The sequence below is a fragment of the Streptomyces sp. B21-105 genome (genome assembly GCF_036898465.1).
GTDB lineage: Bacteria > Actinomycetota > Actinomycetes > Streptomycetales > Streptomycetaceae > Streptomyces.
Window position 1 is genome coordinate 2,518,703 of sequence record NZ_JARUMJ010000001.1, and the last position, 22,117, is coordinate 2,540,819.

The following is a 22,117-nucleotide window of genomic DNA, read 5'->3' on the forward strand; positions in this document are numbered from 1 at the left end:
TGCTGCCGGACGAGTTGTGGGCGATGTTCCAGCGGGTGGTGCCGGACGCTCCATCGCGGCCTCAGGGCGGTGGCCGGCGTCGGCACGGCGACCGCGAAGTGCTGGCCGCAATCGTCTTCGTGGCGACCTCGGGCTGCACGTGGCAGCAGTTGCCGTCCGCCTCGTTCGGGCCGTCGGGAGCGACGGCCCACCGACGATTCACCGAGTGGACGAAGGCTCGCGTGTGGGCAAAACTCCACCGCCTGGTCCTCGACGAACGCGGCTCCCGCGGCGAGCTGGACTGGTCCCGCTGCGCGATCGACTCGGTGAACATGCGGGCCCTGAAAAGGGGGAGCTGACAGGCCCGAATCCTGTCGATCGAGGCAAGTACGGCTCAAAGACCCACCTGATCACCGAGCGGAGCGGTCTGCCCCTGTCCGCCGGGATCTCAGGGGCGAACCTGCACGACAGCCAGGCGCTGATCCCGCTGGTGAAAGGGATACCGCCGATCCGCTCGCGGCGCGGACGCCGACAGCGCAGACCGGACAAACTCCACGCCGACAAGGGATACGACTACGACCACCTGCGGCGATGGTTACGCGAGCGTGGCATCACCCACCGCATTGCCCGCAAGGGCATCGAGTCCTCGACCCGGCTGGGCCGTCACCGCTGGACCATCGAGCGCACCATGGCCTGGCTCGCCGGCTGCCGACGCCTCCACCGCCGCTACGAGCGCAAAGCGGAACACTTTCTCGCTTTCACGAGCACCGCCTGCACCCTCATTTGCCACCGCAGGCTCGTGCCCACCCGGAGCAGCGAGGCTCAGGTGTTGGCGGCGCCATAGTCCAGGACGTTGCCTTGTGGAAGCAGATATCCGATGTCCCGTGTCTGCGGCAACCTTCCTGCCAGCGTCGATGCGTCGGTGCAACCAGAGACCTCGAAGCCGATGACCCCCAGGCTGAAGGAGGCGCTCTGGAAGGTTTCGGTCCCGATGGCAGCCAGCCATTCGTCCATCACGTCGGACCTGAAGCACGGCCGACCGTCCCAGTACGTAAGACCCGCGTGACCCAGCGCACCGACGGGGACGTAAAAGTCCAGCCAGTCGCCGCTTTCATCACCGCCGCGGATCGCCACACAACCGCACACGACCAGTTGGCCCGTCGGCAGACGGACCTGACCGTGGAGGTGGCCGAAGTCGGTCAGCGAGCCAACCGTGCACGGCACGGGATCCTGCTCCTCAGGTTCACAGTCTCTCTGCCCGAAGCACCCGTGAACATCTGCGGCGGACCACAGAGCACTCAGGACGGCCTGAAGCCGGGCATCATCACTCGATCCGACCTCTATGGCCAGCTCGTAGTAGCCATCGGACCAGTTGGTCTGGTCCCGGAAGGCGGCAGGATTCGTCACGGCGTAATCATGCGGCAGAACCCGCTCCAATGCCACCCGCATTCAAGCGCGCGGCCAGGCCAATTGAGATGACCTCTTAGGGCCGGTCGCGGTTCAGGACCCGGACGAGGCGGTGGCGGTTCAGCTCGCCCAGGTGGATTCCCGGTCGCGCCGTCGGCGGGCGGCGCGACCGGGACGTGGTTCAGCTAATCGGGCCGAAGATCTTGGTGCGGTCGAAGTCGGCGTCCATGCCGTCCAGCACCGCTCCCAGTTGCTTCTCCTCGTACTTGAAGTGCGTCTCCATGACCGCCTCGATCCCGTCCAGGTGGCGGTGCGCCACCTCCGGGTCGGTCGAGTCGGCCACCGCCTTCTGCAATCCACCGATGAGGTGCTCGATCATGTTGTGGTCCTGAGTCAGCTTCGCGACCACCGGCGCCAGGTCGGGTCGCGCCCGTACCAGTTCCGGGAACAGCGAACCGTCCTCGGCGCGATGGTGGCCGGACAGGGCAGCGCAGAACCCGTGGCAGAACAACAGCAGGTCGGTGGCGGCGTCAGCGGGGTCGCCGCCGTCCAGTCCCGCCCGCGCCAGCGCCAACGCATTGCGCAGCTTGCCGTGCACCCGCTGCAGTTCCCCGCCCCAGGCGGTGACGCGGTCAGTCGGCAAGAACGCCCTCCCGTCGCAGCCAGGCCGCGCACGCGGTCGTCCAGGACGCGGTGTGCGGCTCGCGCGCAATGAACTTATGCGGCTCGCCGCCATATTCCACGCCGTCGGCCAGGCCGATGCCGTGGCTGCCGCCCGGGTAGACGTGCAACTCCACCGGTACTGCGGCCGCCGCCAGCGCCCGGGTCCACTCCAGGGCGTTGGGCAGGCCCGGCGGGTCCTGAGCGGTGGCCCATACGAAGGTCGGACACACCGACGCGTCCACATGCTTGGCCGGGGATAGCTCGTCCTTGATGGGCAGCAGGTCGCCGAGCAGGTTCTCGACCACCGACGGCGGCAGCAGGTCGAGGTCGGCCAGCGCATAGGCCAGGATCGCGAAGTCCGGTCGGGGCGGGTCGGCGACGCCCTCCTCGATGGACAGGACCCGGCCGGTCATGAGCAGGCCGGCGAGTTGGCCGCCCGCGCTTGATCCGATGACGCCGATCCGGCCGACGTCGAGGCCGTGGTCGCCGTTGCGGATGTGGTCCAACCCGGCCCGGGCGTCTTCGAGCGGGGCCGGGAACCGGTCCGGCAGCAGCCGGTAGGACAGGACGAAGGCGTGGATGCCGAGGCCGGACAGCCAGCGCGCGTAGCCTTCGCCCTCGTGCGGTGGAAGTTCCCGGAAGCCGCCGCCGGGCAGGACGAGGACGGCGGGTCGGGGGCCGAAGAACCGGTCCTCGGCGGGGTAAAGCGTGATCTTCTGTGAAATTGGGGTGGGAATGGCCGGAGCCACCTTTCGAGACGACGCCTCCATGCCTGACGATCCATCCGTCACCGGCACGCGACGCTGCCTGAAACTATAACTGCCAAGGGCAGAAAGGTGGTTGCGTCGCGCTGCCGCAATGGCGTCAGGGTGAGCACGCAGTCTCCGAGGACCGCGAGTCGGCGTCATCGCCTCACACTGCGTTCTCGGCAACGTCAAGCGCGCCTCGCGCATGCCGTCTTCTCAAGCAGCCGCGCGGCGGCTACTCCGACTGGGATCCTGGTTACTCGTAACACCCGTGAAGGCACACACCGATGCACCGCAGCGCGTCACAGGCCGGGGCGCCGGCCCTCCGGAATGCGACACGACCTGCGGGGGACACGGTGTCTGCAACGACTAATCCGCTCCTGCTGCCGCTGCTGGTGACGATGACCCTGCCCAGCGCCTGGAGCGCCCTGACGAACGCCCGGCGCCGGTACGAGTCCTTCCATACCTGAGTGCAGCACGCGCGCGGGGCATCTCATCGCCGGCCTGCTCACCGAGCCGGCGGCGGCGCCCGAGATCCGGGTCCACGGGGTCGGCCCGTTCCTGCTGCATCGGAAAGATGATCGTCAAGCTCTGAGTCCGTCTCCGTCACGCCGCGGCGAGGAACCTGCCGTGCGCCGCGGCGGGGCCCTCGCGCGTCAGTCGCAGTGCAAGACCGAAACACCCTGGCGTCGCACAGATCCCGACGCCGACGGCATCACAGAAGCATGCATCGGTTGCGATCACCGACCCGCCCACTTGGCATTACGACCATAATTCAATGAGGTGGCCCTCTCAGCCACGCCATTGGCGTTCTGATCTTCATTCCTCTCCACCTCACCAGGAACTCTGTATGGACCTCTCCACCAGCACCGCCCTTGTCACCGGAGCAGCCAACCGGGGCTTCGGCCGCGCGCTCGCCGCCGAGCTGCTCAGCCGCGGCGCCACCGTCTACGCCGGGGCCCGCAACCCCGACCAGGTCGACCTGCCCGGCGCCCAGCCGATCGCGCTCGACATCACCGACCCCGCTTCCATCGATGCCGCCGCCGAGGCCACCGGCGACGTGACCATCCTGGTCAACAACGCCGGGTCCTCCACCGGCGCCGACCTGCTGACCGCCGACCTGGACGACATCCGCCTGGAGATGGACACCCACTACTTCGGCACCCTTTCGGTGACCCGCGCCTTCGCACCTCAGATGTCGGCCAACGGCGGCGGGGCGATCCTGAACATCCTGTCCGGCCTTTCCTGGGTCAGCTTCCCGGACTTCGGCGCCTACTGCGCCGCCAAGTCCGCCGAGTGGTCCCTCACCAACGCCCTGCGCCAGCAACTCGCCGACCAGCACATCCGCGTGGCCGGTCTGCACGTCGGCTACATGGACACCGACATGGTCCGAGCCGTCGACGCGCCCAAGTCCGACCCCACCGACATCGCCCGGATCGCCGTCGACGGCATCGCCGCCAACGCCTACGAGATCGTCGCGGACGACGCCTCGCGCCAGGCGCAGGCCGCACTGGCCGGAGGCGTCTGCGTGCTCTACCCCCAGCTCCCCTGAAAGCAGCCGCCCAGCGATCCGCCCCCAGTGCGGCGGATGCCGGTGCTCGCTGTCGCTTCCTCCATGCCGTCGCCCGCCGGCCTTCACGTCATTGATCCATCGCCCAGTACGTCAGCCCAGGGAATGCAGGGAACGCCATGAAACAGCAACGCAAGCAACGGGTTCGGGGCGACAGCGCCGTCTGGGCCATAGTCATCACCAGCGCGGCCGGGTTCATCACCGCGCTCGACAACCTGATCGTCACCACCGCCCTCCCGTCCATCCGTGAGGACCTCGGCGGCGGTCTGGAGGACCTCGAATGGACGGTCAGCGCCTACACGCTCACCTTCGCGGTCCTGCTCATGTTCGGCGCTTCGCTGGGTGACCGCTTCGGCCGCCGGAGACTGTTCGCCATCGGACTCGGTATCTTCACCACGGCGTCGGCCGGTGCCGCGCTCGACTGGGGAAGAGTCGGTGTTCCAACCCTGCGCTATTCGGCCCGGAAGCAAGATGATCGATTCCGAGGGATGCCAGCGGAGTGTGTGGGATGAGCGGTGGGCTGCCGGCCCTGGTTGTCGAGGTGGCAGCGGGCGGTCAGGCGTCCGGGTCGACTTCGGGGTGTGTGAACCGCACGGGCTTGCCCAGCGACCGGGCGTAGGCGATTTCGGCTCGGGTGCTGTCTCCGATGTAGTCGCCGACTACGAGCACCTCATCGGCGAGCCGGATCTTCGCCCGGTGCAGATCGTCGAGTCGAACCTTCAGCGCTTCGGCCTCGACAGGATCGGACCAAAGTTCGTGCGGCGACTTCATGTCAATGCCCGGTTTGACGACAATCTTTCCTGCTTTGGTCTCCCACAGATCGGCCTCGTTCATCTCGGTCATGAAGCGAGTGGAGCCGCAGATCACAACGATATGCGGGAGGCTCAGCAGCTTCTTCGCGTCAGCGAGCTTCTCCTCGGGGGTGGGCAGTTGCGGGTATGACACTGGTTGCTCCTGGTGGCGGGGTCCATGGGGTGCCTGCGGAGACAGGAACCTGAGCCCTGCTCGCTTACTTCCGATTCACCGTGCCTACCACAGGACGGGGCGGTTGGCGGAGATGTACTCGTCCGCGATATTGAACACGCTGGCGCAGCGTGGGCATTCGGCCTTGCCGAAGAGGTGGGCGATTCCGTCGGCGAGGGACTCGTGCCCGTCGCGGACGGCAGTCTCGTGCATCCAACGGCCGGTGCCGGAGAGTGCCTCGGACGACGCTGGCCGTAGGTCGCGACGGTCCACGTCGCCCCGGTACCGGTCCCGGATCGCTGCATATCGCCCGTGGTCCCCGATAGCGATCGTCACTTGCACGGCGCAGTGGGGGCAGGCCAGGTGGTAGAAGTCGTCCGTGAAGTCCCCCAGGACGGCACTCCAGTGGTACTCCCCCTTGGCCGCGAGCGTATCAAGGAAGGTCGCGAGGTAGTCGGCCGGCCGCGATTGCAGGTGCCGGTCCAGCAGCTTGCGGAACTCCGCGATCGCGTCGTCGCAGTCCGCCAGCAGATCGTCGCAGCCGTGGTGTCCTGCCGCGCGTCGCAAGATCGCTCCGGCCAGTCCACGCGCCCGTGCGCTCCTCGAGGCGAGACGCACCAGGCGCGGCAGGGCGGCAAAACTGGCAGGGAAGACGAGGTCGTGTTCGAGGACCAGCCGGTATCCCAGCTCCTCCCATGCTTCGGCGTTGTCCTCGAGCTCCACCCGTTCCAGAAGCACGGGGACGCGATCGACATCCCCGTAGCAGTCGTGCATCTGCGTCCAATTCACCACCTGGGCATTAAAGCGCCCCATGGCAGCAGGGGTGGCCTCTCTGTTCCTGACACCCATCGGACAGTCCCGATCCCGGCCCGCCGTGATTCCGGTGGAGATCACCCCCGTCGGGATCTGACCACGCCGATGCGCCGGCCGGCCACGGCGGTCTTCCCTTCCAGATCGAAGGCGCGCCGGCCAACCGGGGGCTGCTCGACCAGGTCGCCGCACTGGAGTGGGGGCGGGACAACATCGCCGCGTTCGGTGGCGATCCGGGCCGGGTGACGGTCTTCGGTGAGTCCGCCGGGCCGGTTCGATCGCGGCGCTGCTGGCCATGCCCCGGGCCACCGGACTGTTCCGGCGGGTGATCGCGCAGAGCGTGCCGGGCACGTTCTTCTCCCCGGAACTGGCCGACGACATCGCCGTCGCGTGCGCCGCCGAACTCGGGCTGCGGCCGACACCGGCCGACCTCTCCTCCATCGAGCCGACCGCGCTGGATCGGTGAGCAGCCACCCGCCGACGCGGTGGCCCTGCCCCAGTGGATGAGTTCCGCATGGACGGCCTTCGCCACCACCGGCACCCCCGGCTGGCCCGAGTACGACACCGAACAGCGCCTCACGCAACTCACCGACACCGAACCCCGCGTCACGCCCTACCCGGCCGAAACCACCCGCCGCATCTGGGCGGACCACACCTTCAACGCCCTTCCGCTGCGCCCGGCCTGACCACCCGCCGACGCCAGATCGAGGCCTGGCCGGATCCGCCCTTCCGCCGGCGACGCTCCGCCAGGGTTCCGGCGCAGGAGCCCTTGGCCTTGCCGGTGATACCGCCACCGCCACAACACCCGTTTCGCAACCGGTGGGAACGGCGGCCGCTCCCACTCGACATCACCAAGATCACCTAGCCGATGCTCACAACAATGCCCTGGACGCGAGGCAGTCACATCACCGCGTCTCATCGCTTGTCCCCCTCTGCTCCGGGACCGATCGACGGTCCCCGTAGTCCCTCCGGAGTTCTCCATGTACATCGCCTATGTCGTCATCGCTGTCGTGCTGCCCCTGGTGCTGGTCCTCTCTGCCGTTCCCGACATCACGCGTGATCCGAAGATCACAGAGGGGCTCAAGGCGATCGGGGTGCCCGACAGCTGGTTCTTGCCGCTCGGCCTGGTCAAGATCGCGGGCGCTCTGGGGCTGCTCGCCGGCATCGTCTACCGACCGTTGGGCATCGCGGCGGCGACCGGTGTCGTCCTGTACTTCCTGGGCGCCGTGATCACACACATCCGTGGAGGCGACACGAAGGGAATCGGCATCCCGGCCACCATCATGCTCGTTGCCGTGGCGCCGCTGGTGCTGGGTTTCGCGACGGCCTGATCGTGCTCCACGATCGCGATCAGAACAGCTCCCGATCACTCGGCGCAGCCACTGACAGACTCCTGCCTCCAGCGCCCGGGCTGGGGGCAAGTCGCTCCGGGGTGGCTGGCGTCGCCGGCCGAGCGCCGCCTCACTGCGCGGCGTCGACGCTGCGCACGACCACCAGGAACGTGTCCGTGGCGAGATCCATGACGACCTCGGCGGCCAGACCCTCCATGCGCCGCGCGTGCGCGAACTCCTCCGCGGGCCACGACCCGCGCGGCCCGCCCGCGGGAAAGCGCTCGAGCACGGTTCGCCCGTTCACCATGGCGCCACCTCCGATCAGCGTCGTACTTGTAGGAGTTAACGCTTCACGGACGCCCATCGCCTCGCCCGGTTGCGGGACTGAGACATAGGTGACACGCGTTCGGTGCGGAGTGTGAGAATCCGGTCACCTGACGAACATCCCGGCCACCTTACGTGTCAGTTGCCGTACGCGTCGTGACAGCGGCGGGCGCACACCGCCTCCGGGCTCAGCGCCGTCACGGAACGTCTCGGCCCGGAACGTCTCGACCGGGACCGTCTCAGCACGTCTCAGATGGGGGCGGCCAGGTTCGCCTGCGCGGCGGGAGGCAGGGAGGGCGCCGGGCCGGGCAGCCCCACCCGTGCGCTGCCCACCGCGAGTTCACCGAGGAGCCCGGTGAGGCGCTCGCGGTGCCGGGAGGTGAGCCGTCCCGTGTCGTCGAGGTGGACCGCGCAGGCCGTCGTCGTGTCGACGAGCCGTTCCAGGACGGCTGCGACCTCGTCCGTGCCCTCCGTGTGCCGGGCGAGCGCGGGCAGTTCGTGGGCCGCGAGAGCGATGGCGGTGCGAGCCTCGGAAAGCGTGCGGTAGGCCTCGCGGCGCAGCGTCCAGCGGACGGCGCGGTCGTCGTCTCCGTCGAGAACGGGGCCGTCGTCGACGCCATCGAGGGCGGGGCCGTCGCCGACACCGCCGAGGACGTGGGCGAGGTAGGTGTACGCGGCGTCCGCGGCCGCGGCGAGCTGGGCGCGCACCTGACCGCCGCGCTCCTCCGGCATCGGCAGATGCCCGACGATCAGCACGATCGCGCAGGCCAGCAGGGTCTCCGCGATCCGGCTGACCGACGCCTGCGGCTCCCCGCCGACCATCACCAGCGCCAGTACGAGGACGGTGGCGACGGCGGTCTGCGCGGCGAAGTGCCGGATGGCGACCGGTATCAGCGCACCGCAGACGGCGACCAGCGCGACCAGTCCCTCCGGCCGGGGCAGCACAGCGGCGAAGCCGGCGAAGAGCACCGCACCGAGCACGGTCCCCGCCGCCCGGCACAGCACCCGGGACACCAGGGGCCCGAGGTCGGGTTTCACCAGGAAGACAGCGGTGGCGGGCAGCCAGTACCAGTGCGGGTGCCGCCCGTACCCGTGCGAGTGGTAGAGGGCCTGGGCGACGGCGACGCCGGCCCCGAAGGATAGGGCGACCCGCAGGCCGTACTCGCGGCCGCCCGCCCCGAACGCGGCGCGCACCAGGTCGCGTGCGCCGCGCCGCCGGGTGTGCAGGTCGCTCCCGCGCCCCTGGTCGAAGGCGTCGGCGGCGTGCAGCAGGGCGTCGTCGAGGGCGCGCAGCGCGGGGGCGGACCGGGAGGGCGCCGGCAACGGACCGGGGTGCGTGTTCCGGCGCACCGCGTCGGCGAGCCGCCGGGGTCCGGCCGAGGCCCGCTCCGAGAGCGGTTCCCCGCTCCAGGCCAGCGCGGTCGCGGCCTCGGCGAGCGGCAGCGCGGCGGCGTACTGGGCGTGCAGCCGCCGCTCGACCGCGGAGCCGGCCCGGCGACGCAGCCGGGGGCCGGCCAAAGCGTCCTGGGCGTGGTCGAGGGCGGCGGTGAGCGCGGCCCGGAGCTCGGTGGCGCGGCCCGTGCCGACGGTGTCGAGCAGCTCCGCGACGGCGTCGTAGACGCGGGCCACCGCGTCCCGTTCCCCGTCGAAGCGGAAGTCGCCGGTCAGCGCGCCCGGCGTGGGGAGCGCGAGGCGTAGCGCCAGCAGCCAGCCCGCCCCTGCGAGGTAGGCCAGAGCGCGCGTCCATCCCGCTTCGGGCAGCGGCATCCCCGCCCCGACCGCCGCGCCGACCAGCAACTGCGTGCCCGCCGCGGAGGCGACCGGCCCTATGGCGCTCATACCGCCGGCGAGGAGCCCGAGGCCGGTGAGGACCGCCGTCAGCGCGACGGCCCTCAGCTGCTCCCCGCCGTACGTGCCGACGCACAGTCCCGCCGCTCCGGCGAGCGCGGGCGCCCCCAGCCGTTTGACGGAGGCCCGTCGGCTGCCGGGCCGGTCGTTGATGCCGGCCAGCATGGCGGCGATGGCGGCGACGACCCCGAGGGAGATCTGGCCGACGAGCAGGGCGGCCAGGAGGAGCGGGCCGGCCGACAGCGCCCCACGGGTGACCGCGCTCCACGGCACCGGTCCGCGCTGGGTGCGCAGAGCGTGGGAGAGCCAGGGCGGCAGAACGGAATGTGCGCGAGCGGGAAGGTGCGGGCGCGGGAACACGGAGCTCCTGTCGGGGCGAGGGCGGGGTGCGCCTTCGGGCGACGGTGGCCGGGGCGGTCAGCGGTGAGCTGCGGTGTCCACGGTAGGTGGTGGTTCTGTGCGGAGCGGGACCGTTGCGTTGCGAGGAGGTGACGGCTGTGGCCGGTCCCGGGTTCTTTATGAACGCAACGCCCGAAGAGCGCCGCTCGTGCCGAAACGGGACGCCCGTCCGTTCTCTTGCCCCATCTGCGCCTCTGCCGGTCAGCACTCCCACAGGTTCCGGTGACGGTGGCGGGTCGGCGGATGATCCAGTTCCTCGGCCGTTGCGAGGAGTTCGCCGGAGGGGGCCGCACGCAGACGGTTGCGGGCGGTCGAGCGGAAGACGGCCAAGGCCGCGCGGGCACGACTCTCGTAAGGGCCGTCGACCTGCGCGTTCAGGCTCCGGGGAAAGGTGCGGGCGCGGAACGCCCGGACCAGCGGTACGGGCGTCGGACGCCGCCGCTCACACCGTGCGCGACACAAGTCCGCCGCTGTGTAACGGAGTTCCACGAGGCAGTGACCGGTGACGAGGCGCCGGCTCCCGGCGGGCAGGTGCAGGGGCTCGACGCGATGTCGGGGACGGACGTGATGAACGGTTCGGGACATGGCAGACCTTCTGGGGCCCGCCGGAACTTCCGGCGTGGCCGCTAGAAGTCCGCCGCGGCGAATCGGCCCGGTTCCTTGCAGCGCATGAGAGGAAGCCTGGCGAAGACAGTCCGTTCTGTCCAACGGTTAAACCGACGAGGGGTGAGAGGCGAGAGGCGATTGTCAGTGGTCCGCGCTTCAATGGGAGTCGTCACAGAGCGTCACGAATCGAGTGCAGCGGGGAGTCGCCATGAAGGGACATGAGGAGTCCGGGGGACGCAGCGAGGAGAGCGAGTGCTGTCGGCCCTACGTGTCACTGGCCGGGCTGCGGATGAGGGGATGGACGGGTCCGCTGCTGCACCGGCTGCTGGGACCGCCGGACCGGCTCAGCGTCGATGCTCGCACGCGGGCCGCACCGCAGATACGCCTCTACCGCCTCGAGCGGGTGGAAGCGGCCGAACGCAGCGAGGAGTTCCGGAAGGGCCACGCCCCCCAGGCACCGGGACCCGGACACGGACCCGAACAGGAACCCGAACCCTAATGCGGACACGGACCCGAATACGGACACGGACCCGGACCCGACATCGAGGCGAGGTGACTCCGTGAGGAGTCAGCCGCCGCGCCGTTCCGGGGCGACTTCCGTGCCTCCCCCGGCGGGCCTCGACGCAGCGGGCGACGTCCCCGAGCCGTCCGTCCGTGCGGGCCGCCACGCCCTCCCCTTGGGCTCCGGTTTCGCGAAGCTCCCTGCTCGGCTGGTCGTCAGGCCCAACCCGACCAGCCCCTCCGCCAACTTCACCGCAGCCCCCACCCCGTCCACTACCGGAAGGCCCAGCTTGTCCCCCACCACCCGTTGCAGGCCCGTCATCCCGGCGCACCCGAGGACCAGCACCTCGGCTCCCGCCTGCCGAGCGCGCTCGGCCGCGGCCAGGAAGGCCGCCTCCGTGCGCTCGGAGTCGCCGAGGTCGAGAACACCGAGCCCGGTGCCGACGACCGCGGCGCAGTTGCGGCCCACTCCGGCGAGCTCCAGGCTGTCCTCGATCTGGCCGCAGGAGCGCTCCAGCGTGGTCACCACCCCGTACCGGCGCCCGAGCAGACATGCCAGATGCGCCGCCGCCTCGGTGATGTCGACGACGGGCACGTCGACCAACTCACGCACGCCCTCCCGTCCGTGCTCGCCGAAACCGGCCATGACGACGGCGTCGTAGGCCGGTCCGGCATAGGTCCGCAGCGCGTCCATGACCGCCGCCGCGGAGAGATAGCTGTCCAGCCAGCTCTCCGCCGACTCCGGCCCCCACGCGGGGGTCAGACCGGTCACGGCGGTGCCCGGGCCTGCCGCGGCCCGGGCGCCTCGCACGATCTCCTCGGTCATCTCCCGCGTGGTGTTGCAGTTGGTGACGACGATCCGCACGTTCCGCACGCTCGTCAGACCTCCACCGGCTTCTCAGCGACCGTCGCGGCCCCGGCCGTCCGCTCGTCGCGGCACAGCAGCACGTAGAGACCGGCGCCGAGGGCCGTCCCGATGAACCAGGAGTAGGGAGCGACATCGCTGAACGTCTTCACCAGCGCGAGGACCGCCGCGACCGCCGCGGAGGGCAGGAACGCCCACAGGGCGCGGGGGTTGACGCCCTTGCGGTAGTAGTACCGGGAGCCGGGCCGGCCGTCGAACAGCTCCTGCACGTCGACCCTGCCGCGCTTCACCCAGTAGTAGTCGACCATGATCACGCCGAACAGCGGGCCGAGGAAGGCCCCGAGGCCCCCGAGGAAGTAGTTGACGACGGTGGGGTTGGAGAAGAGGTTCCAGGGCGTGACGACCAGGGCCGCGACCGTACTGATCATGCCGCCGACCTTGAACGTGATCTTCTGTGGCCAGACATTGGCGAGGTCGTACGCCGGCGAGACGAAGTTGGCCACGATGTTGACGCCCATGGTCGCGATGGCGAAGGTCAGCGCACCCAGGACGAGCACCCAGGTGTTGCCGACCTTGGCGACCAGTTCCGCCGGGTCGGTGATGGCCTCGCCGAACACCTCCAGCGATCCTGCCGTCACGATCACGGAAACCACCACGAAGGCCGTCGAGTTCAGCGGCAGGCCCCAGAAGTTGCCGCGCCGGACCGTCCGGTAGTCGGGCGCGAAGCGGGAGAAGTCGCAGAAGTTGAGCATCAGCGTGCCGTAGGTGGCGAGGATCAGGCCGATCGCGCCGAACCACTGCCGCCACTGCTCGCCCACGGAGACCGGGTGCGGGGTGGAGGTGAGAGAGATGGTCCAGCCCGCCTTGGACAGCACCCACACCGCCAGCGCGATCATCACCAGCCAGATCGCCGGACCGCAGAAGTCCTGGAACTTGCGCACCGACTCCATGCCCCGGCTGATGATCAGCGCCTGAACCAGCCACAGGGACACGAACGACACCCAGCCGAGCGCGTCGAGGCCCAGGAACGAGCTGTGCGTCCAGGACTCGAGGCCCGGCCAGGCAGCCAGCAGCATCACGTTGACGGCGACGGAGGCGAGGTAGGTCTGGATCCCGTACCACATGATGGCGATCACGGCCCTGATGAGAGCCGGGATGTTGGCCCCCCAGATTCCGAAGCTGATGCGGCTGACGACCGGGAAGGGCACCCCGTGCCGCTGGCCGATCCTGCCCATCCAGTTCATGCCGACGTAGATGAGCACGAAGCCCACGAGGAGGGAGGTGAAGACCTGCCAGACGTTCATGCCGAGGACCAGGAGACCGGCGGCGAAGGTGTAGTTGCCGAGGTTGTGGACGTCCGACATCCACATGGCGAAGAGGTCGAAGACCTTCCAGTTCCGCTTGTCGGCGGGTGCGAGGTCTTCGTTGGTGAGCCGGGGGTCGGGGACGAACGCTGGCGTGCCGGTGACTTCGGCGCTGTCGGCGAGGGACACGGGGCCTCCCTGGGCGAGGGAACGGAGGAGGAGGACTATGACCGGTCGTTTGGTATACCAAACTGCGGACATGGTCCCGGCGTCAAGCGTTCTGACCGATGTCCGTCGCGTTACGGCCCGGTAAAAGCCCCCTCGCATCGGCGAGGATGGGTTCATGACGAAGATCGAACCGCTCGGAGCGGTGCGCGAGCGGGTGTTGGGCACCCTTCGACAGGAGATCATCGCCGGCAGTCTCCGCCCCGGGGACCGGCTCGTCGAGCGTGAGCTGGCCGAACGGTTCGGCGTCTCCAGGGTCCCGGTGCGGGAAGCCATCCGGGCCCTGGTGGCCGAGGGCTTCGTCCTGTTCGAAACCCCGCGCCGTACCGTCGTCCGCCCCCTGAGCCCCGCCGACGTCAACGAGCTCTTCGAGCTGCGCGAGGCCCTCGAGGTCTACGCGGCCGGGCTCGCTGCCGCCCGCGCCACCCCGGAGGACCTCGCCGAGCTGCGCGAACTCCTGACACGCGCGGCAATGGCCACCGAAGCCGGGGACGCCGAGACGATCACCGACATCAACACCCGCTTCCACGACCGTGTCCTCGCCATGGCCGGCAACACCTTGCTGATCTCGGTCATGGAACCCGTCGCCGGACGCCTGCAATGGCTCACCCGACGCAACGAGGAATGGCTCCAGCTCCTCACCGAGCACCAGGGGCTCTACGACGCCATCGCCTCCGGCGACCCCGACCGTGCCCGCACCCACGCCCTCCAGCACGTGCAGGCCAACTACCGCTCCACCATGCGGCACCTCTTCGGCGACGTTCACGAAGCCCCGTCGGCCTGAACCTTCCCGCCAAGGGCTCACCCGTCTCGGGCCACGGGGTCGCCACCCTCGGCCACCGACCGCGGACCACCGGTCACCCTTGACCGGCAGACGCGGCGGAGGCGGAGGCGGGCTACTCCGGTCCAGCCGCCCCCGCGGCCGTCCGGAGCACATCACGCAGCATCTCGGGGGTGAGCCGACCGGTGAAGGTGTTGCGCTGGCTGACGTGGAAGCAGCCGAAGAGATCGAGACCGTCACCGTCCTTCGGGCTCTCCAGTCGGACCCGCGTTCCATGGGCGAACCCGGGCCGCGGCCGTGGCAGAACCCAGCCCGCCTCGGCGAACGCGGGCAGCGCGGCCTGCCAGCCGAAGGCGCCGAGCACCACTACCGCGCGCAATGTCGGCCTCAGCAGCCGCAGCTCCTGTACGAGCCAGGGCCGACAGGTGTCCCGCTCCCCCGGAGTGGGCCGGTTGGCCGGCGGCGCGCAGTGCACCGGCGAAGTGACCCGGACGCCGTACAGCTGCAGGCCGTCGTCGACGGAGACGGCGGTGGGCTGCGAGGACAGTCCCACCTCGTACAGCGCCTGGTACAGCACGTCCCCGGAGCGGTCGCCCGTGAACATCCGCCCCGTACGGTTCCCGCCGTGCGCCGCCGGAGCCAGTCCGACGATCAGCAGCCGTGCGTCGGCCGGACCGAACCCGGGAACGGGCCGCCCCCAGTACGTCCAGTCCGCGAACGCCGCCCGCTTCTCACGCGCCACCTCCTCACGCCATGCCACCAACCGAGGACATGCGCGACACCCCGCGACACGCCGGTCGAGCTCGGCAAGGGCCGCCCCGGACCCACCGCACGGGCCGACAGGGACGGCAGCCCCGGCAGGGACGGCACCGGCAGAGCGACCGGAGCGAGCCTCAGGGGTGCCGGGATCGTCGGAGGCGTCCATGTCTCCACCGTAAGTCCGAGCCGAGCAATCCCTGGGGTCCTCTCCGTCACACCCAGCGTCGTCCACGCCTCAGCAGCCTCGCGTTCGACTCGCGTCGGGTCCAGGCGATGAGCGCGAGCGGCACCAGCAGGATCAGCGGTGTCACCGCGTTCTGCCCGCCGAAGAGCGTGACCTGGACGACGAACGCGCCCACCATCAGCGCCCCCAGACCGATCGCCGCCACAGACTGGAGGACCGGGATCAGCAGGGCTACCGCGCCGGCGAGTTCGAGGGCGCCGATGGTGTACATGCCCGCACTGCCCCAGCCGATCGTGTCGAAGACCTCGGAGGCCGACGGGTGCGCGATCAGCTTCGGAAGTGCGCTGGCGACCCCGTAGAACAGCGCGAGGATCACCTGGAGGCCCCGCAGAGCGATCCGCGCGCGGCGGCCCGCGGTGGGAGGAGCGGAGGGGGAGTCGGTCGCGGCGGCGAGCGAAGCGGTGGTCTCGGGCATGGCGTTCTCCTCTGGTGAGCGGTGCGTCGTGGCGTCACGGCCTGTCGCAGAGGTAGACCGACCTCCGGCACCCGACTCATCGCCTCACACCAGGTTTTCCCGCCCGCCCGGCTTCCCTCCTGCCCCGCCGGTCTCCTTTCCGGGCTCGCGACTCCTGTCCTGTCGTCAGTCCGTCATCGGCACCGCCCGCACCCAGACCCTGTCCTCCGTCAGGTATCTGTCCACCCTGAGGCCGGCTTCGGTCAGGGCCTCCTCGAACTGTTCTCGGGTCAGGGGCCGGGACAGAAAGGTCTGTGTCCAGACGGCGTCGGGGAACTCGTACTCCGCGTGTACGGCGTGGACGCCGTCCTCCGTGGGCTCGGCCGAGACGATCCGGGTTGTGAAGCCGCTCGGGTCGACCCGCTGGCGGGGCAGATCGGTGTGGTAGTCCTCGCCCTCGCGTTGGATCAGCACGCATCCGCCCTCGGCGACGTGGCGTAAGCAGGTTCGCAACATCCCGCGCCGGACTGCGACGTCTCCGCTGTGCACGAGGAACGAGGCGAGCATGACCACGTCGAACGTCTCGCCCAGGTCGAGATGCTCGATCGGGCCGCATATGGTGCGTGCGCCGCGGACGCGTTCCAGCATCTCAGCGGATTCGTCGACTGCGGTGACGGTGAATCCTCGCTCCAGCAGAGCGTGGGTCACTCGTCCGACACCGCTGCCGAGTTCCAGGATGCGGGCGCCGGCAGGCCCCGCCGCAGCGATGATGTCTGGCTCGTTCCCTACCGGGAGCCGGGTGTAGAACTCGACCGCGCAGCCGTCCGGCGTGATCGCACCGGGGCCGGTTCCCTTGTATCCGTCGCGCATTTCTCGTGTCATACCCGTCCAACGGGCGGGTGGCCGAGGGCCGTTCCCGCCCCCCGGCGGTTCACTCGTACGAGGAATGGCCCGCTGTTCGAGCGCGTCTGTGGGGGCGAGGGAGCCTGTGGAGGACGTCCGGGCAGTGGAGTACGTTGAGGTGAGGAGCCGTGATCGGGATGCGTACGGGCAGTGAGCCGACGACAGCGCGCAGTGCGCTGCGGATGCGTCTGTGGCTGTCCCTGTGGGGACTGGCCTGGGCCGTCTTCGGGACGGCCGCGTTCGCCTTGGTCGGACGCCCGGGGTGGGCGGCGGCGTGCGGGGTGCTGTGGCTGGTGATCACCGTCGACCTGGCGGTCGTCCTCAGACACCTGCGGCAGGGCCCCCACTACCAGCCGGGCCGGGACGTTCCCCCGTACCCGCCGCCCGATCCCCCTCCGCGGTGACGGGCCCCGCCTCAGCTGTCGAAGCGTGCGGCTTTCAGGTACTCGGGGTTGGGGTCCAGTGCGGCGGCCAGCCGGAAGTGACGTTTGGCCTGGTCTCCGCGGCCCTGCCGCTCGTAGGTGCGGCCGAGTGCGAAGTGCGCGAACGCGTTGTCCGGCTCCCGCTCCAGTACGACGGTGAACTCCAGCTCGGCGGGCCGTAGTTGAGCGGCGGCGAAGAAGGCGCGCGCCCGCAGGAGCCGGGCGGCGGTGTTCTCGGGGTGTGCGGCGATGACCGAGTCGAGCAATTTCACCGCGCCCCGCGGGTCCCGTGCGGCGAGGAGCTGTTCCGCGGCACGGAAGTCGATGACGTGCGTCTCCGGAGTACGTCCGGTCGAACCTGCGGTATTGGGCACGGAAAAATCCTTCCCTTGCTGGAAGGGTTCAACGCGCGGAGCCGGCGGCGCTATTCCGGGGAGCTCCCGGCTTGGGCGTGTGCTCGGCGCAGGAGGTCGTCCCAGACGTCCTGCACGCGTTGTTCCAGTTCGGGCAGCGGCACGTCGTTGTCGATCACGATGTCGGCGATCTCCCGGCGGTTCTCGCGAGTCGCCTGGGCGGCCATGCGGGCGCGGGCGTCCGCCTCGGTCATGCCGCGCAGCCGGACGAGCCGGTCGAGCTGGGTGTCGGGTCCCGCGTCGACGACGATCACGACGTCGTAGAGGGGGGCGAGGCCGTTCTCGGTGAGGAGGGGGACGTCGTGGACGACGACGGCATCCTTGGGGGCCGCCGTCTCGAGGTCGTGGGAGCGGGCGCCGACGAGGGGGTGCACGATCGAGTTGAGGAGGGCGAGTCGCTCGGGGTCGGCGAAGACGATGGAGCCCAGGCGGGGACGGTCGAGGCTGCCGTCGGGTGTCAGTACGTCCTCCCCGAAGGCGTCGACGATCGCCGCGAGACCCGGGGTGCCCGGGGCGACGACCTCGCGTGCGATGCGGTCCGCGTCGATGAGCACGGCTCCGTGCTCGACGAGCAACCGTGACACCTCGCTCTTGCCGGCGCCGATCCCGCCGGTCAGGCCCACCTTCAGCATGAGCGGAAGCTTAGGGCCTGCCGGTGACAGTGCGCCCGGCGGTCCCGGTACCGGCCGACCCGCTTCCGGGCGCCAGTCTCTGCGCGGTGACGCCCGGGACGCAGCCGGCTGCTCAGCCCTCGCCCTCCCGCTCCGCGAGGAAGCGTTCGAATTCCAGCCCGATCTCGTCGGCGGACGGGATGTCGACGGGCTCGGCCAGCATGTTTCCGCGGGTCTCGGCGCCGGCAGCAGCGTCGTACTGATGTTCGAGGCCCTGGACGAGTGAGGTCAGCTCCTCGTCGCCTTCCTGGATCTGGCGGTCGATCTCGGTCTGCGTGCGGTGTGCGTCCGTGCGCAGGGCGTGGGCGATGGCGGGCAGGACCAGTCCGGTCGCCGCGGTGATCGCCTCCAGGACCGTCAGAGCGGCGTCGGGGTACGCGGAGCGGGCGATGTAGTGCGGGACGTGCGCGGCGACGCCCAGGATGTCGTGGCCGGCTTCCATGAGGCGGTACTCGACGAGCGCCTCGGCGCTGCCGGGGACCTGCGCCTCGTCGAAGGGGCTGCGGTGGCCCGGCATGAGGTCGGTGCGGTTGCCGTGCGGGGTGAGGCCCACGGGTCGCGTGTGCGGTACGCCCATGGGGATGCCGTGGAAGTTCACCGACAGGCGGACGCCGAGCCGCTCGACGATCTGTTGTACGGCGGCGGCGAAGCGCTCCCACTCGACGTCCGGCTCGGGACCCGACAGCAGGAGGAAGGGCGCGCCGGTGGTGTCCTGGAGGAGCCGCACCTCGATGGCCGGCTCCTCGTACTCGCTCCACCGGTCGCGTTTGAAGGTGAGCAGCGGGCGGCGGGCGCGGTAGTCCACGAGCCGGTCGTGGTCGAAACGGGCGACGAGTTGGTGGGGCAGCGAGTCGAGAAGCCGCTCGACGATCTGGTCGCCGGTCTCGCCCGCGTCGATGTATCCGTCGAAGTGGTAGAGCATGACAAGTCCGGCCGACTCCTGGGCCAGCGCCATGTCGACGACTGCCAGGCCCTTCGGCTCCCATGCGTACAGACTCTGCGGATCAAGCACTTGGACCGCTCCTCCTCGTGTTCCTTCTGGTCAACGCCCGTGGGAGCGTGGGCATTCCCGTCCGGGCCCCATGATCGGAGGACTCGGAGCGTCGGAGGACTCGTGCGCGGGCGGGGTCGCGGTCAGCACTGAGGGCCCGCACCTCGAAAGGTGCGGGCCCTCAGTTACGTGCTACGCCTCAGCTACGTGCTACGCCTCGGCGGCTGCGATCAGCTCTGGCCGCCGGCCAGCTTCTCGCGCAGCGCGGCAAGCGCCTCGTCCGAGGCCAGCGCGCCGGACGTGTCGGCGCCCTCGGAGGAGTAGGAGCCGCCACCGCTGGACGCGGCCGGAGCCGCACCCGCCGTGTCGCCACCCTCGGCGGCGGCCTTCTCGTCCGCCTCGCGGGACTTGATGACCTGAGCCTGGTGCTGCTCGAAGCGCGTCTGCGCCTCGGCGTACTGGTTCTCCCAGACCTCACGCTGCGACTCGAAGCCCTCGAGCCAGTCGTTGGTCTCGGGGTCGAAGCCCTCGGGGTAGATGTAGTTGCCCTGGTCGTCGTACGACGCGGCCATGCCGTAGAGCGTGGGGTCGAACTCGACCGAGGCCGGGTCGGAGCCGAAGGACTCGTTGGCCTGCTTCAGCGACAGCGAGATCCGGCGACGCTCGAGGTCGATGTCGATGACCTTGACGAAGATCTCGTCGTTGACCTGGACGACCTGCTCCGGGATCTCCACGTGGCGCTCGGCCAGCTCGGAGATGTGGACAAGACCCTCGATGCCCTCGTCCACGCGGACGAACGCACCGAACGGAACCAGCTTCGTGACCTTGCCGGGCACGACCTGGCCGATCTGGTGGGTGCGGGCGAACTGCTGCCACGGGTCTTCCTGGGTCGCCTTCAGCGACAGGGAGACGCGCTCGCGGTCCATGTCGACGTCAAGGACCTCGACCGTGACCTCCTGGCCGACCTCGACGACCTCGGAGGGGTGGTCGATGTGCTTCCAGGACAGCTCGGAGACGTGGACCAGACCGTCGACGCCACCCAGGTCCACGAAGGCACCGAAGTTGACGATCGAGGAGACGACGCCGGAGCGGACCTGACCCTTCTGGAGGGTCGTGAGGAACGTCTGGCGCACCTCGGACTGGGTCTGCTCCAGCCAGGCGCGACGGGACAGGACCACGTTGTTGCGGTTCTTGTCCAGCTCGATGATCTTGGCCTCGAGCTCCTTGCCCACGTAGGGCTGGAGGTCGCGGACGCGGCGCATCTCGACGAGGGAGGCCGGCAGGAAGCCACGGAGGCCGATGTCGAGGATGAGACCACCCTTGACGACCTCGATGACGGTGCCGGTGACGATGCCGTCCTCTTCCTTGATCTTCTCGATCGTGCCCCAGGCGCGCTCGTACTGGGCGCGCTTCTTCGAGAGGATCAGGCGGCCTTCCTTGTCCTCCTTCTGGAGAACAAGGGCTTCGATCTCGTCGCCGACCTTGACGACCTCGTTGGGGTCGACGTCGTGCTTGATCGAGAGTTCGCGGCTCGGGATGACACCTTCGGTCTTGTAACCGATGTCGAGCAGGACCTCGTCCCGGTCGACCTTCACGATGACGCCGTCGACGATGTCGCCGTCGTTGAAGTACTTGATCGTCTCGTCGATCGCGGCGAGGAAGGCTTCCTCGTTACCGATGTCGTTGACCGCAACCTGCGGGGTGGTGGCGGTGGTCTCGGTGCTGCTCGTCATGTGGGAAAGGGCTCCGGTTACGGACAGAAAGTCGTAGGTACTGCTACGCCGGGAGCCCGTGTCGCTCTGCAGAAGCCGGACAGCCAAGGACGCGCCCCACCAGAAACTGGTGACGACGCCTCGAAAACCGAGGGGACATACAACAGATGCGAGCGCAGCCTGCTACGTCTGAGGTGCGCAGGCTCGCAGCGCAACTTGTAGCATACGGGGGCAGCCGGGCAGGGTCAATGCGCGAAGACGCACACCCGGGGCGGAACACCGCAAACCCGGCACACAACCTTTCTCCTGAGGCCATGCACGCCGCAGGAAGCCCCTCCGGCGACACCTCGGTGCGCCGTCGGGCGGGTTGCACGGAAGAGTACGACGAGGGAGCCCATCATCCAAGAGCCCGCATCGTCCGAGCCGGCCTTCGAGCCGGAAGCCACCCGACGCGACGCCGACGTCGCCGAGAGCTCCCGGGCCAACCGGGGCTGGTGGGACCGCAACGCGGACGAATACCAGGTCGAGCACGGCACCTTCCTCGGCGACGACCGCTTCGTGTGGGGACCCGAGGGTCTGGACGAGGTGGAGGCCGAGCTGCTCGGCCCGCCGGAGGACCTCAAGGGCAGGTCGGTCCTGGAGATCGGCGCCGGCGCGGCGCAGTGCGCGCGCTGGCTGGCCGCGCAGGGCGCCCGGCCGGTCGCGCTGGACCTCTCCCACCGGCAACTCCAGCACGCGCTGCGCATCGGCGGCTCGTTCCCGCTGGTGTGCGCCGACGCGGGCGCGCTGCCCTTCGCCGACGCATCCTTCGACCTGGCCTGCTCGGCGTACGGGGCGCTGCCGTTCGTCGCCGATCCGGTGCTGGTGCTGCGGGAGGTGCGGCGGGTGCTGCGTCCGGGCGGGCGCTTCGTGTTCTCGGTGACCCATCCGATCCGCTGGGCGTTTCCCGACGAGCCGGGTCCCGAGGGCCTGTCCGTGTCGTCCTCCTACTTCGACCGCACTCCGTATGTCGAGCAGGACGATCAGGGCCGCGCCGTGTACGTGGAGCATCACCGCACGCTCGGCGACCGGGTCCGCGACATCGTGTCGGGCGGGTTCCGGCTGGTGGACCTGGTCGAGCCGGAGTGGCCGGCCTGGAACTCGTCGGAGTGGGGCGGCTGGTCCCCGCTGCGCGGCCACCTGATCCCGGGAACGGCAGTCTTCGTCTGCGAGCGCGACTAGGACGTGTGCGACCGCTCGCTGCGTCCTGCCGTCCTGCCGCGCCCCCCTGCGGGGCGTACGACACT

Annotated in this window: 24 protein-coding genes and 3 pseudogenes; 11 read left to right on the top strand and 16 right to left on the bottom strand. The window is 69.7% G+C overall.

The window, feature by feature from the left end:
• Positions 1 to 23 precede the first annotated feature (23 nt).
• Positions 24 to 823 (top strand): IS5 family transposase gene (locus QA802_RS11375; protein ID WP_443042269.1). Its coding sequence is split into 2 segments (ribosomal slippage): positions 24 to 336 and positions 336 to 823, totalling 801 coding nucleotides; the frame shifts between segments, so codons are not numbered across the junction.
• On the opposite strand, the gene QA802_RS11380 is transcribed toward QA802_RS11375, so the two are convergent.
• From QA802_RS11380 to QA802_RS11390, 3 genes are all read right to left on the bottom strand, one after another.
• Complete coding sequence (locus tag QA802_RS11380) at positions 802 to 1,386, bottom strand: hypothetical protein (RefSeq protein ID WP_334520806.1); 585 nt, start codon at positions 1,384 to 1,386, stop codon at positions 802 to 804. The genes QA802_RS11375 and QA802_RS11380 overlap by 22 nt on opposite strands.
• Before the next feature lie 181 nt (positions 1,387 to 1,567).
• Positions 1,568 to 2,029, bottom strand: coding sequence for a hemerythrin domain-containing protein (locus QA802_RS11385; RefSeq protein ID WP_334520809.1), 462 nt, complete (start codon positions 2,027 to 2,029; stop codon positions 1,568 to 1,570).
• Positions 2,019 to 2,798: an alpha/beta hydrolase gene (locus tag QA802_RS11390; protein WP_334520812.1), complete on the bottom strand. Its 780-nt coding sequence runs from the start codon at positions 2,796 to 2,798 to the stop codon at positions 2,019 to 2,021. Before QA802_RS11390 ends, QA802_RS11385 begins: the two co-directional genes overlap by 11 nt.
• 371 nt (positions 2,799 to 3,169) lie before the next feature.
• Between QA802_RS11390 and QA802_RS11395 the strand changes: the two are divergent.
• From QA802_RS11395 to QA802_RS11405, 3 genes and pseudogenes are all read left to right on the top strand, one after another.
• A pseudogene (locus QA802_RS11395) lies at positions 3,170 to 3,365 on the top strand (ABC transporter ATP-binding protein); the annotation flags it as partial.
• Between the two features lie 280 nt (positions 3,366 to 3,645).
• Positions 3,646 to 4,347: an SDR family oxidoreductase gene (locus tag QA802_RS11400; protein ID WP_334520815.1), complete on the top strand. Its 702-nt coding sequence runs from the start codon at positions 3,646 to 3,648 to the stop codon at positions 4,345 to 4,347.
• A gap of 137 nt (positions 4,348 to 4,484) precedes the next feature.
• Positions 4,485 to 4,784 (top strand): annotated as a pseudogene (locus QA802_RS11405) (MFS transporter); the annotation flags it as partial.
• Positions 4,785 to 4,920: 136 nt separating this feature from the next.
• Here QA802_RS11405 and QA802_RS11410 read toward each other — a convergent pair.
• Positions 4,921 to 5,310, bottom strand: a complete 390-nt coding sequence (locus QA802_RS11410) for a hypothetical protein (RefSeq protein WP_334520818.1) — start codon at positions 5,308 to 5,310, stop codon at positions 4,921 to 4,923.
• Positions 5,311 to 5,394: 84 nt separating this feature from the next.
• Positions 5,395 to 6,120 (bottom strand): hypothetical protein, encoded by a 726-nt coding sequence (locus QA802_RS11415; RefSeq protein WP_334520821.1) that lies wholly within the window; start codon positions 6,118 to 6,120, stop codon positions 5,395 to 5,397.
• 161 nt (positions 6,121 to 6,281) lie between these two features.
• On the opposite strand from QA802_RS11415, the pseudogene QA802_RS41505 reads away from it, so the two are divergent.
• The 3 genes and pseudogenes from QA802_RS41505 to QA802_RS11425 all read left to right on the top strand — a co-directional run.
• Positions 6,282 to 6,595, top strand: a pseudogene (locus tag QA802_RS41505) (carboxylesterase family protein); the annotation flags it as partial.
• Positions 6,596 to 6,641: 46 nt separating this feature from the next.
• Positions 6,642 to 6,824, top strand: coding sequence for a hypothetical protein (locus QA802_RS41510; RefSeq protein ID WP_443042089.1), 183 nt, complete (start codon positions 6,642 to 6,644; stop codon positions 6,822 to 6,824).
• Between the two features lie 294 nt (positions 6,825 to 7,118).
• Positions 7,119 to 7,469 carry a DoxX family protein gene (locus tag QA802_RS11425; RefSeq protein ID WP_334520824.1) on the top strand — a complete coding sequence of 117 codons (351 nt, stop codon included), beginning with the start codon at positions 7,119 to 7,121 and terminating at the stop codon, positions 7,467 to 7,469.
• A gap of 130 nt (positions 7,470 to 7,599) precedes the next feature.
• Here QA802_RS11425 and QA802_RS11430 read toward each other — a convergent pair whose 3' ends face one another.
• Both QA802_RS11430 and QA802_RS11435 read right to left on the bottom strand, forming a co-directional pair.
• Positions 7,600 to 7,776: a DUF8839 family protein gene (locus QA802_RS11430; RefSeq protein ID WP_319167388.1), complete on the bottom strand. Its 177-nt coding sequence runs from the start codon at positions 7,774 to 7,776 to the stop codon at positions 7,600 to 7,602.
• 266 nt (positions 7,777 to 8,042) lie between these two features.
• Entirely contained in the window at positions 8,043 to 10,001 is a 1,959-nt protein-coding gene (locus tag QA802_RS11435) for an FUSC family protein (protein WP_334520828.1), read from the bottom strand.
• A gap of 853 nt (positions 10,002 to 10,854) precedes the next feature.
• Here QA802_RS11435 and QA802_RS11440 point away from each other — a divergent pair.
• Positions 10,855 to 11,145 carry a hypothetical protein gene (locus tag QA802_RS11440; RefSeq protein WP_334520831.1) on the top strand — a complete coding sequence of 97 codons (291 nt, stop codon included), beginning with the start codon at positions 10,855 to 10,857 and terminating at the stop codon, positions 11,143 to 11,145.
• A 69-nt stretch (positions 11,146 to 11,214) separates the two neighbouring features.
• On the opposite strand, the gene QA802_RS11445 is transcribed toward QA802_RS11440, so the two are convergent.
• Together QA802_RS11445 and QA802_RS11450 are read right to left on the bottom strand one after the other, a co-directional pair.
• A complete protein-coding gene (locus QA802_RS11445; RefSeq protein WP_334534494.1) occupies positions 11,215 to 12,012 on the bottom strand; it encodes an aspartate/glutamate racemase family protein in 798 nt (265 codons plus the stop codon).
• A gap of 14 nt (positions 12,013 to 12,026) precedes the next feature.
• Positions 12,027 to 13,505 carry an NCS1 family nucleobase:cation symporter-1 gene (locus QA802_RS11450; protein WP_334520833.1) on the bottom strand — a complete coding sequence of 493 codons (1,479 nt, stop codon included), beginning with the start codon at positions 13,503 to 13,505 and terminating at the stop codon, positions 12,027 to 12,029.
• Between the two features lie 154 nt (positions 13,506 to 13,659).
• On the opposite strand from QA802_RS11450, the gene QA802_RS11455 reads away from it, so the two are divergent.
• A complete protein-coding gene (locus tag QA802_RS11455) occupies positions 13,660 to 14,325 on the top strand; it encodes a GntR family transcriptional regulator (RefSeq protein ID WP_319167398.1) in 666 nt (221 codons plus the stop codon).
• Positions 14,326 to 14,437: 112 nt separating this feature from the next.
• Here QA802_RS11455 and QA802_RS11460 read toward each other — a convergent pair whose 3' ends face one another.
• The 3 genes from QA802_RS11460 to QA802_RS11470 form a co-directional block, all read right to left on the bottom strand.
• On the bottom strand, positions 14,438 to 15,247 hold the full coding sequence (locus QA802_RS11460) for a uracil-DNA glycosylase (RefSeq protein WP_334520836.1): 810 nt from the start codon (positions 15,245 to 15,247) through the stop codon (positions 14,438 to 14,440).
• Between the two features lie 46 nt (positions 15,248 to 15,293).
• Complete coding sequence (locus tag QA802_RS11465) at positions 15,294 to 15,740, bottom strand: DoxX family protein (RefSeq protein ID WP_334520839.1); 447 nt, start codon at positions 15,738 to 15,740, stop codon at positions 15,294 to 15,296.
• A gap of 165 nt (positions 15,741 to 15,905) precedes the next feature.
• Entirely contained in the window at positions 15,906 to 16,589 is a 684-nt protein-coding gene (locus QA802_RS11470) for a class I SAM-dependent methyltransferase (protein WP_334520842.1), read from the bottom strand.
• Positions 16,590 to 16,759: 170 nt separating this feature from the next.
• Here QA802_RS11470 and QA802_RS11475 point away from each other — a divergent pair, with 170 nt between their 5' ends.
• Positions 16,760 to 17,026, top strand: a complete 267-nt coding sequence (locus tag QA802_RS11475; protein ID WP_334520845.1) for a DUF6343 family protein — start codon at positions 16,760 to 16,762, stop codon at positions 17,024 to 17,026.
• Positions 17,027 to 17,037: 11 nt separating this feature from the next.
• Here the strand turns inward: QA802_RS11475 and QA802_RS11480 are convergent, their stop codons facing one another.
• The 4 genes from QA802_RS11480 to rpsA all read right to left on the bottom strand — a co-directional run bounded on the left by QA802_RS11480 (position 17,038) and on the right by rpsA (position 20,852).
• Positions 17,038 to 17,418 carry a tetratricopeptide repeat protein gene (locus QA802_RS11480; protein ID WP_306953263.1) on the bottom strand — a complete coding sequence of 127 codons (381 nt, stop codon included), beginning with the start codon at positions 17,416 to 17,418 and terminating at the stop codon, positions 17,038 to 17,040.
• A gap of 50 nt (positions 17,419 to 17,468) precedes the next feature.
• Positions 17,469 to 18,089 (bottom strand): dephospho-CoA kinase, encoded by a 621-nt coding sequence (gene coaE / locus QA802_RS11485; RefSeq protein WP_334520850.1) that lies wholly within the window; start codon positions 18,087 to 18,089, stop codon positions 17,469 to 17,471.
• 112 nt (positions 18,090 to 18,201) lie between these two features.
• The gene (locus QA802_RS11490) at positions 18,202 to 19,140 is read right to left on the bottom strand and encodes a PAC2 family protein (RefSeq protein ID WP_319167413.1); all 939 of its coding nucleotides are present in this window, start codon (positions 19,138 to 19,140) and stop codon (positions 18,202 to 18,204) included.
• Positions 19,141 to 19,349: 209 nt separating this feature from the next.
• Entirely contained in the window at positions 19,350 to 20,852 is a 1,503-nt protein-coding gene (gene rpsA, locus QA802_RS11495; RefSeq protein WP_319167415.1) for a 30S ribosomal protein S1, read from the bottom strand.
• 375 nt (positions 20,853 to 21,227) lie between these two features.
• Between rpsA and QA802_RS11500 the strand changes: the two genes are divergently transcribed.
• Entirely contained in the window at positions 21,228 to 22,052 is an 825-nt protein-coding gene (locus QA802_RS11500; protein WP_334534497.1) for a class I SAM-dependent methyltransferase, read from the top strand.
• The last annotated feature ends 65 nt before the right edge of the window (positions 22,053 to 22,117 follow it).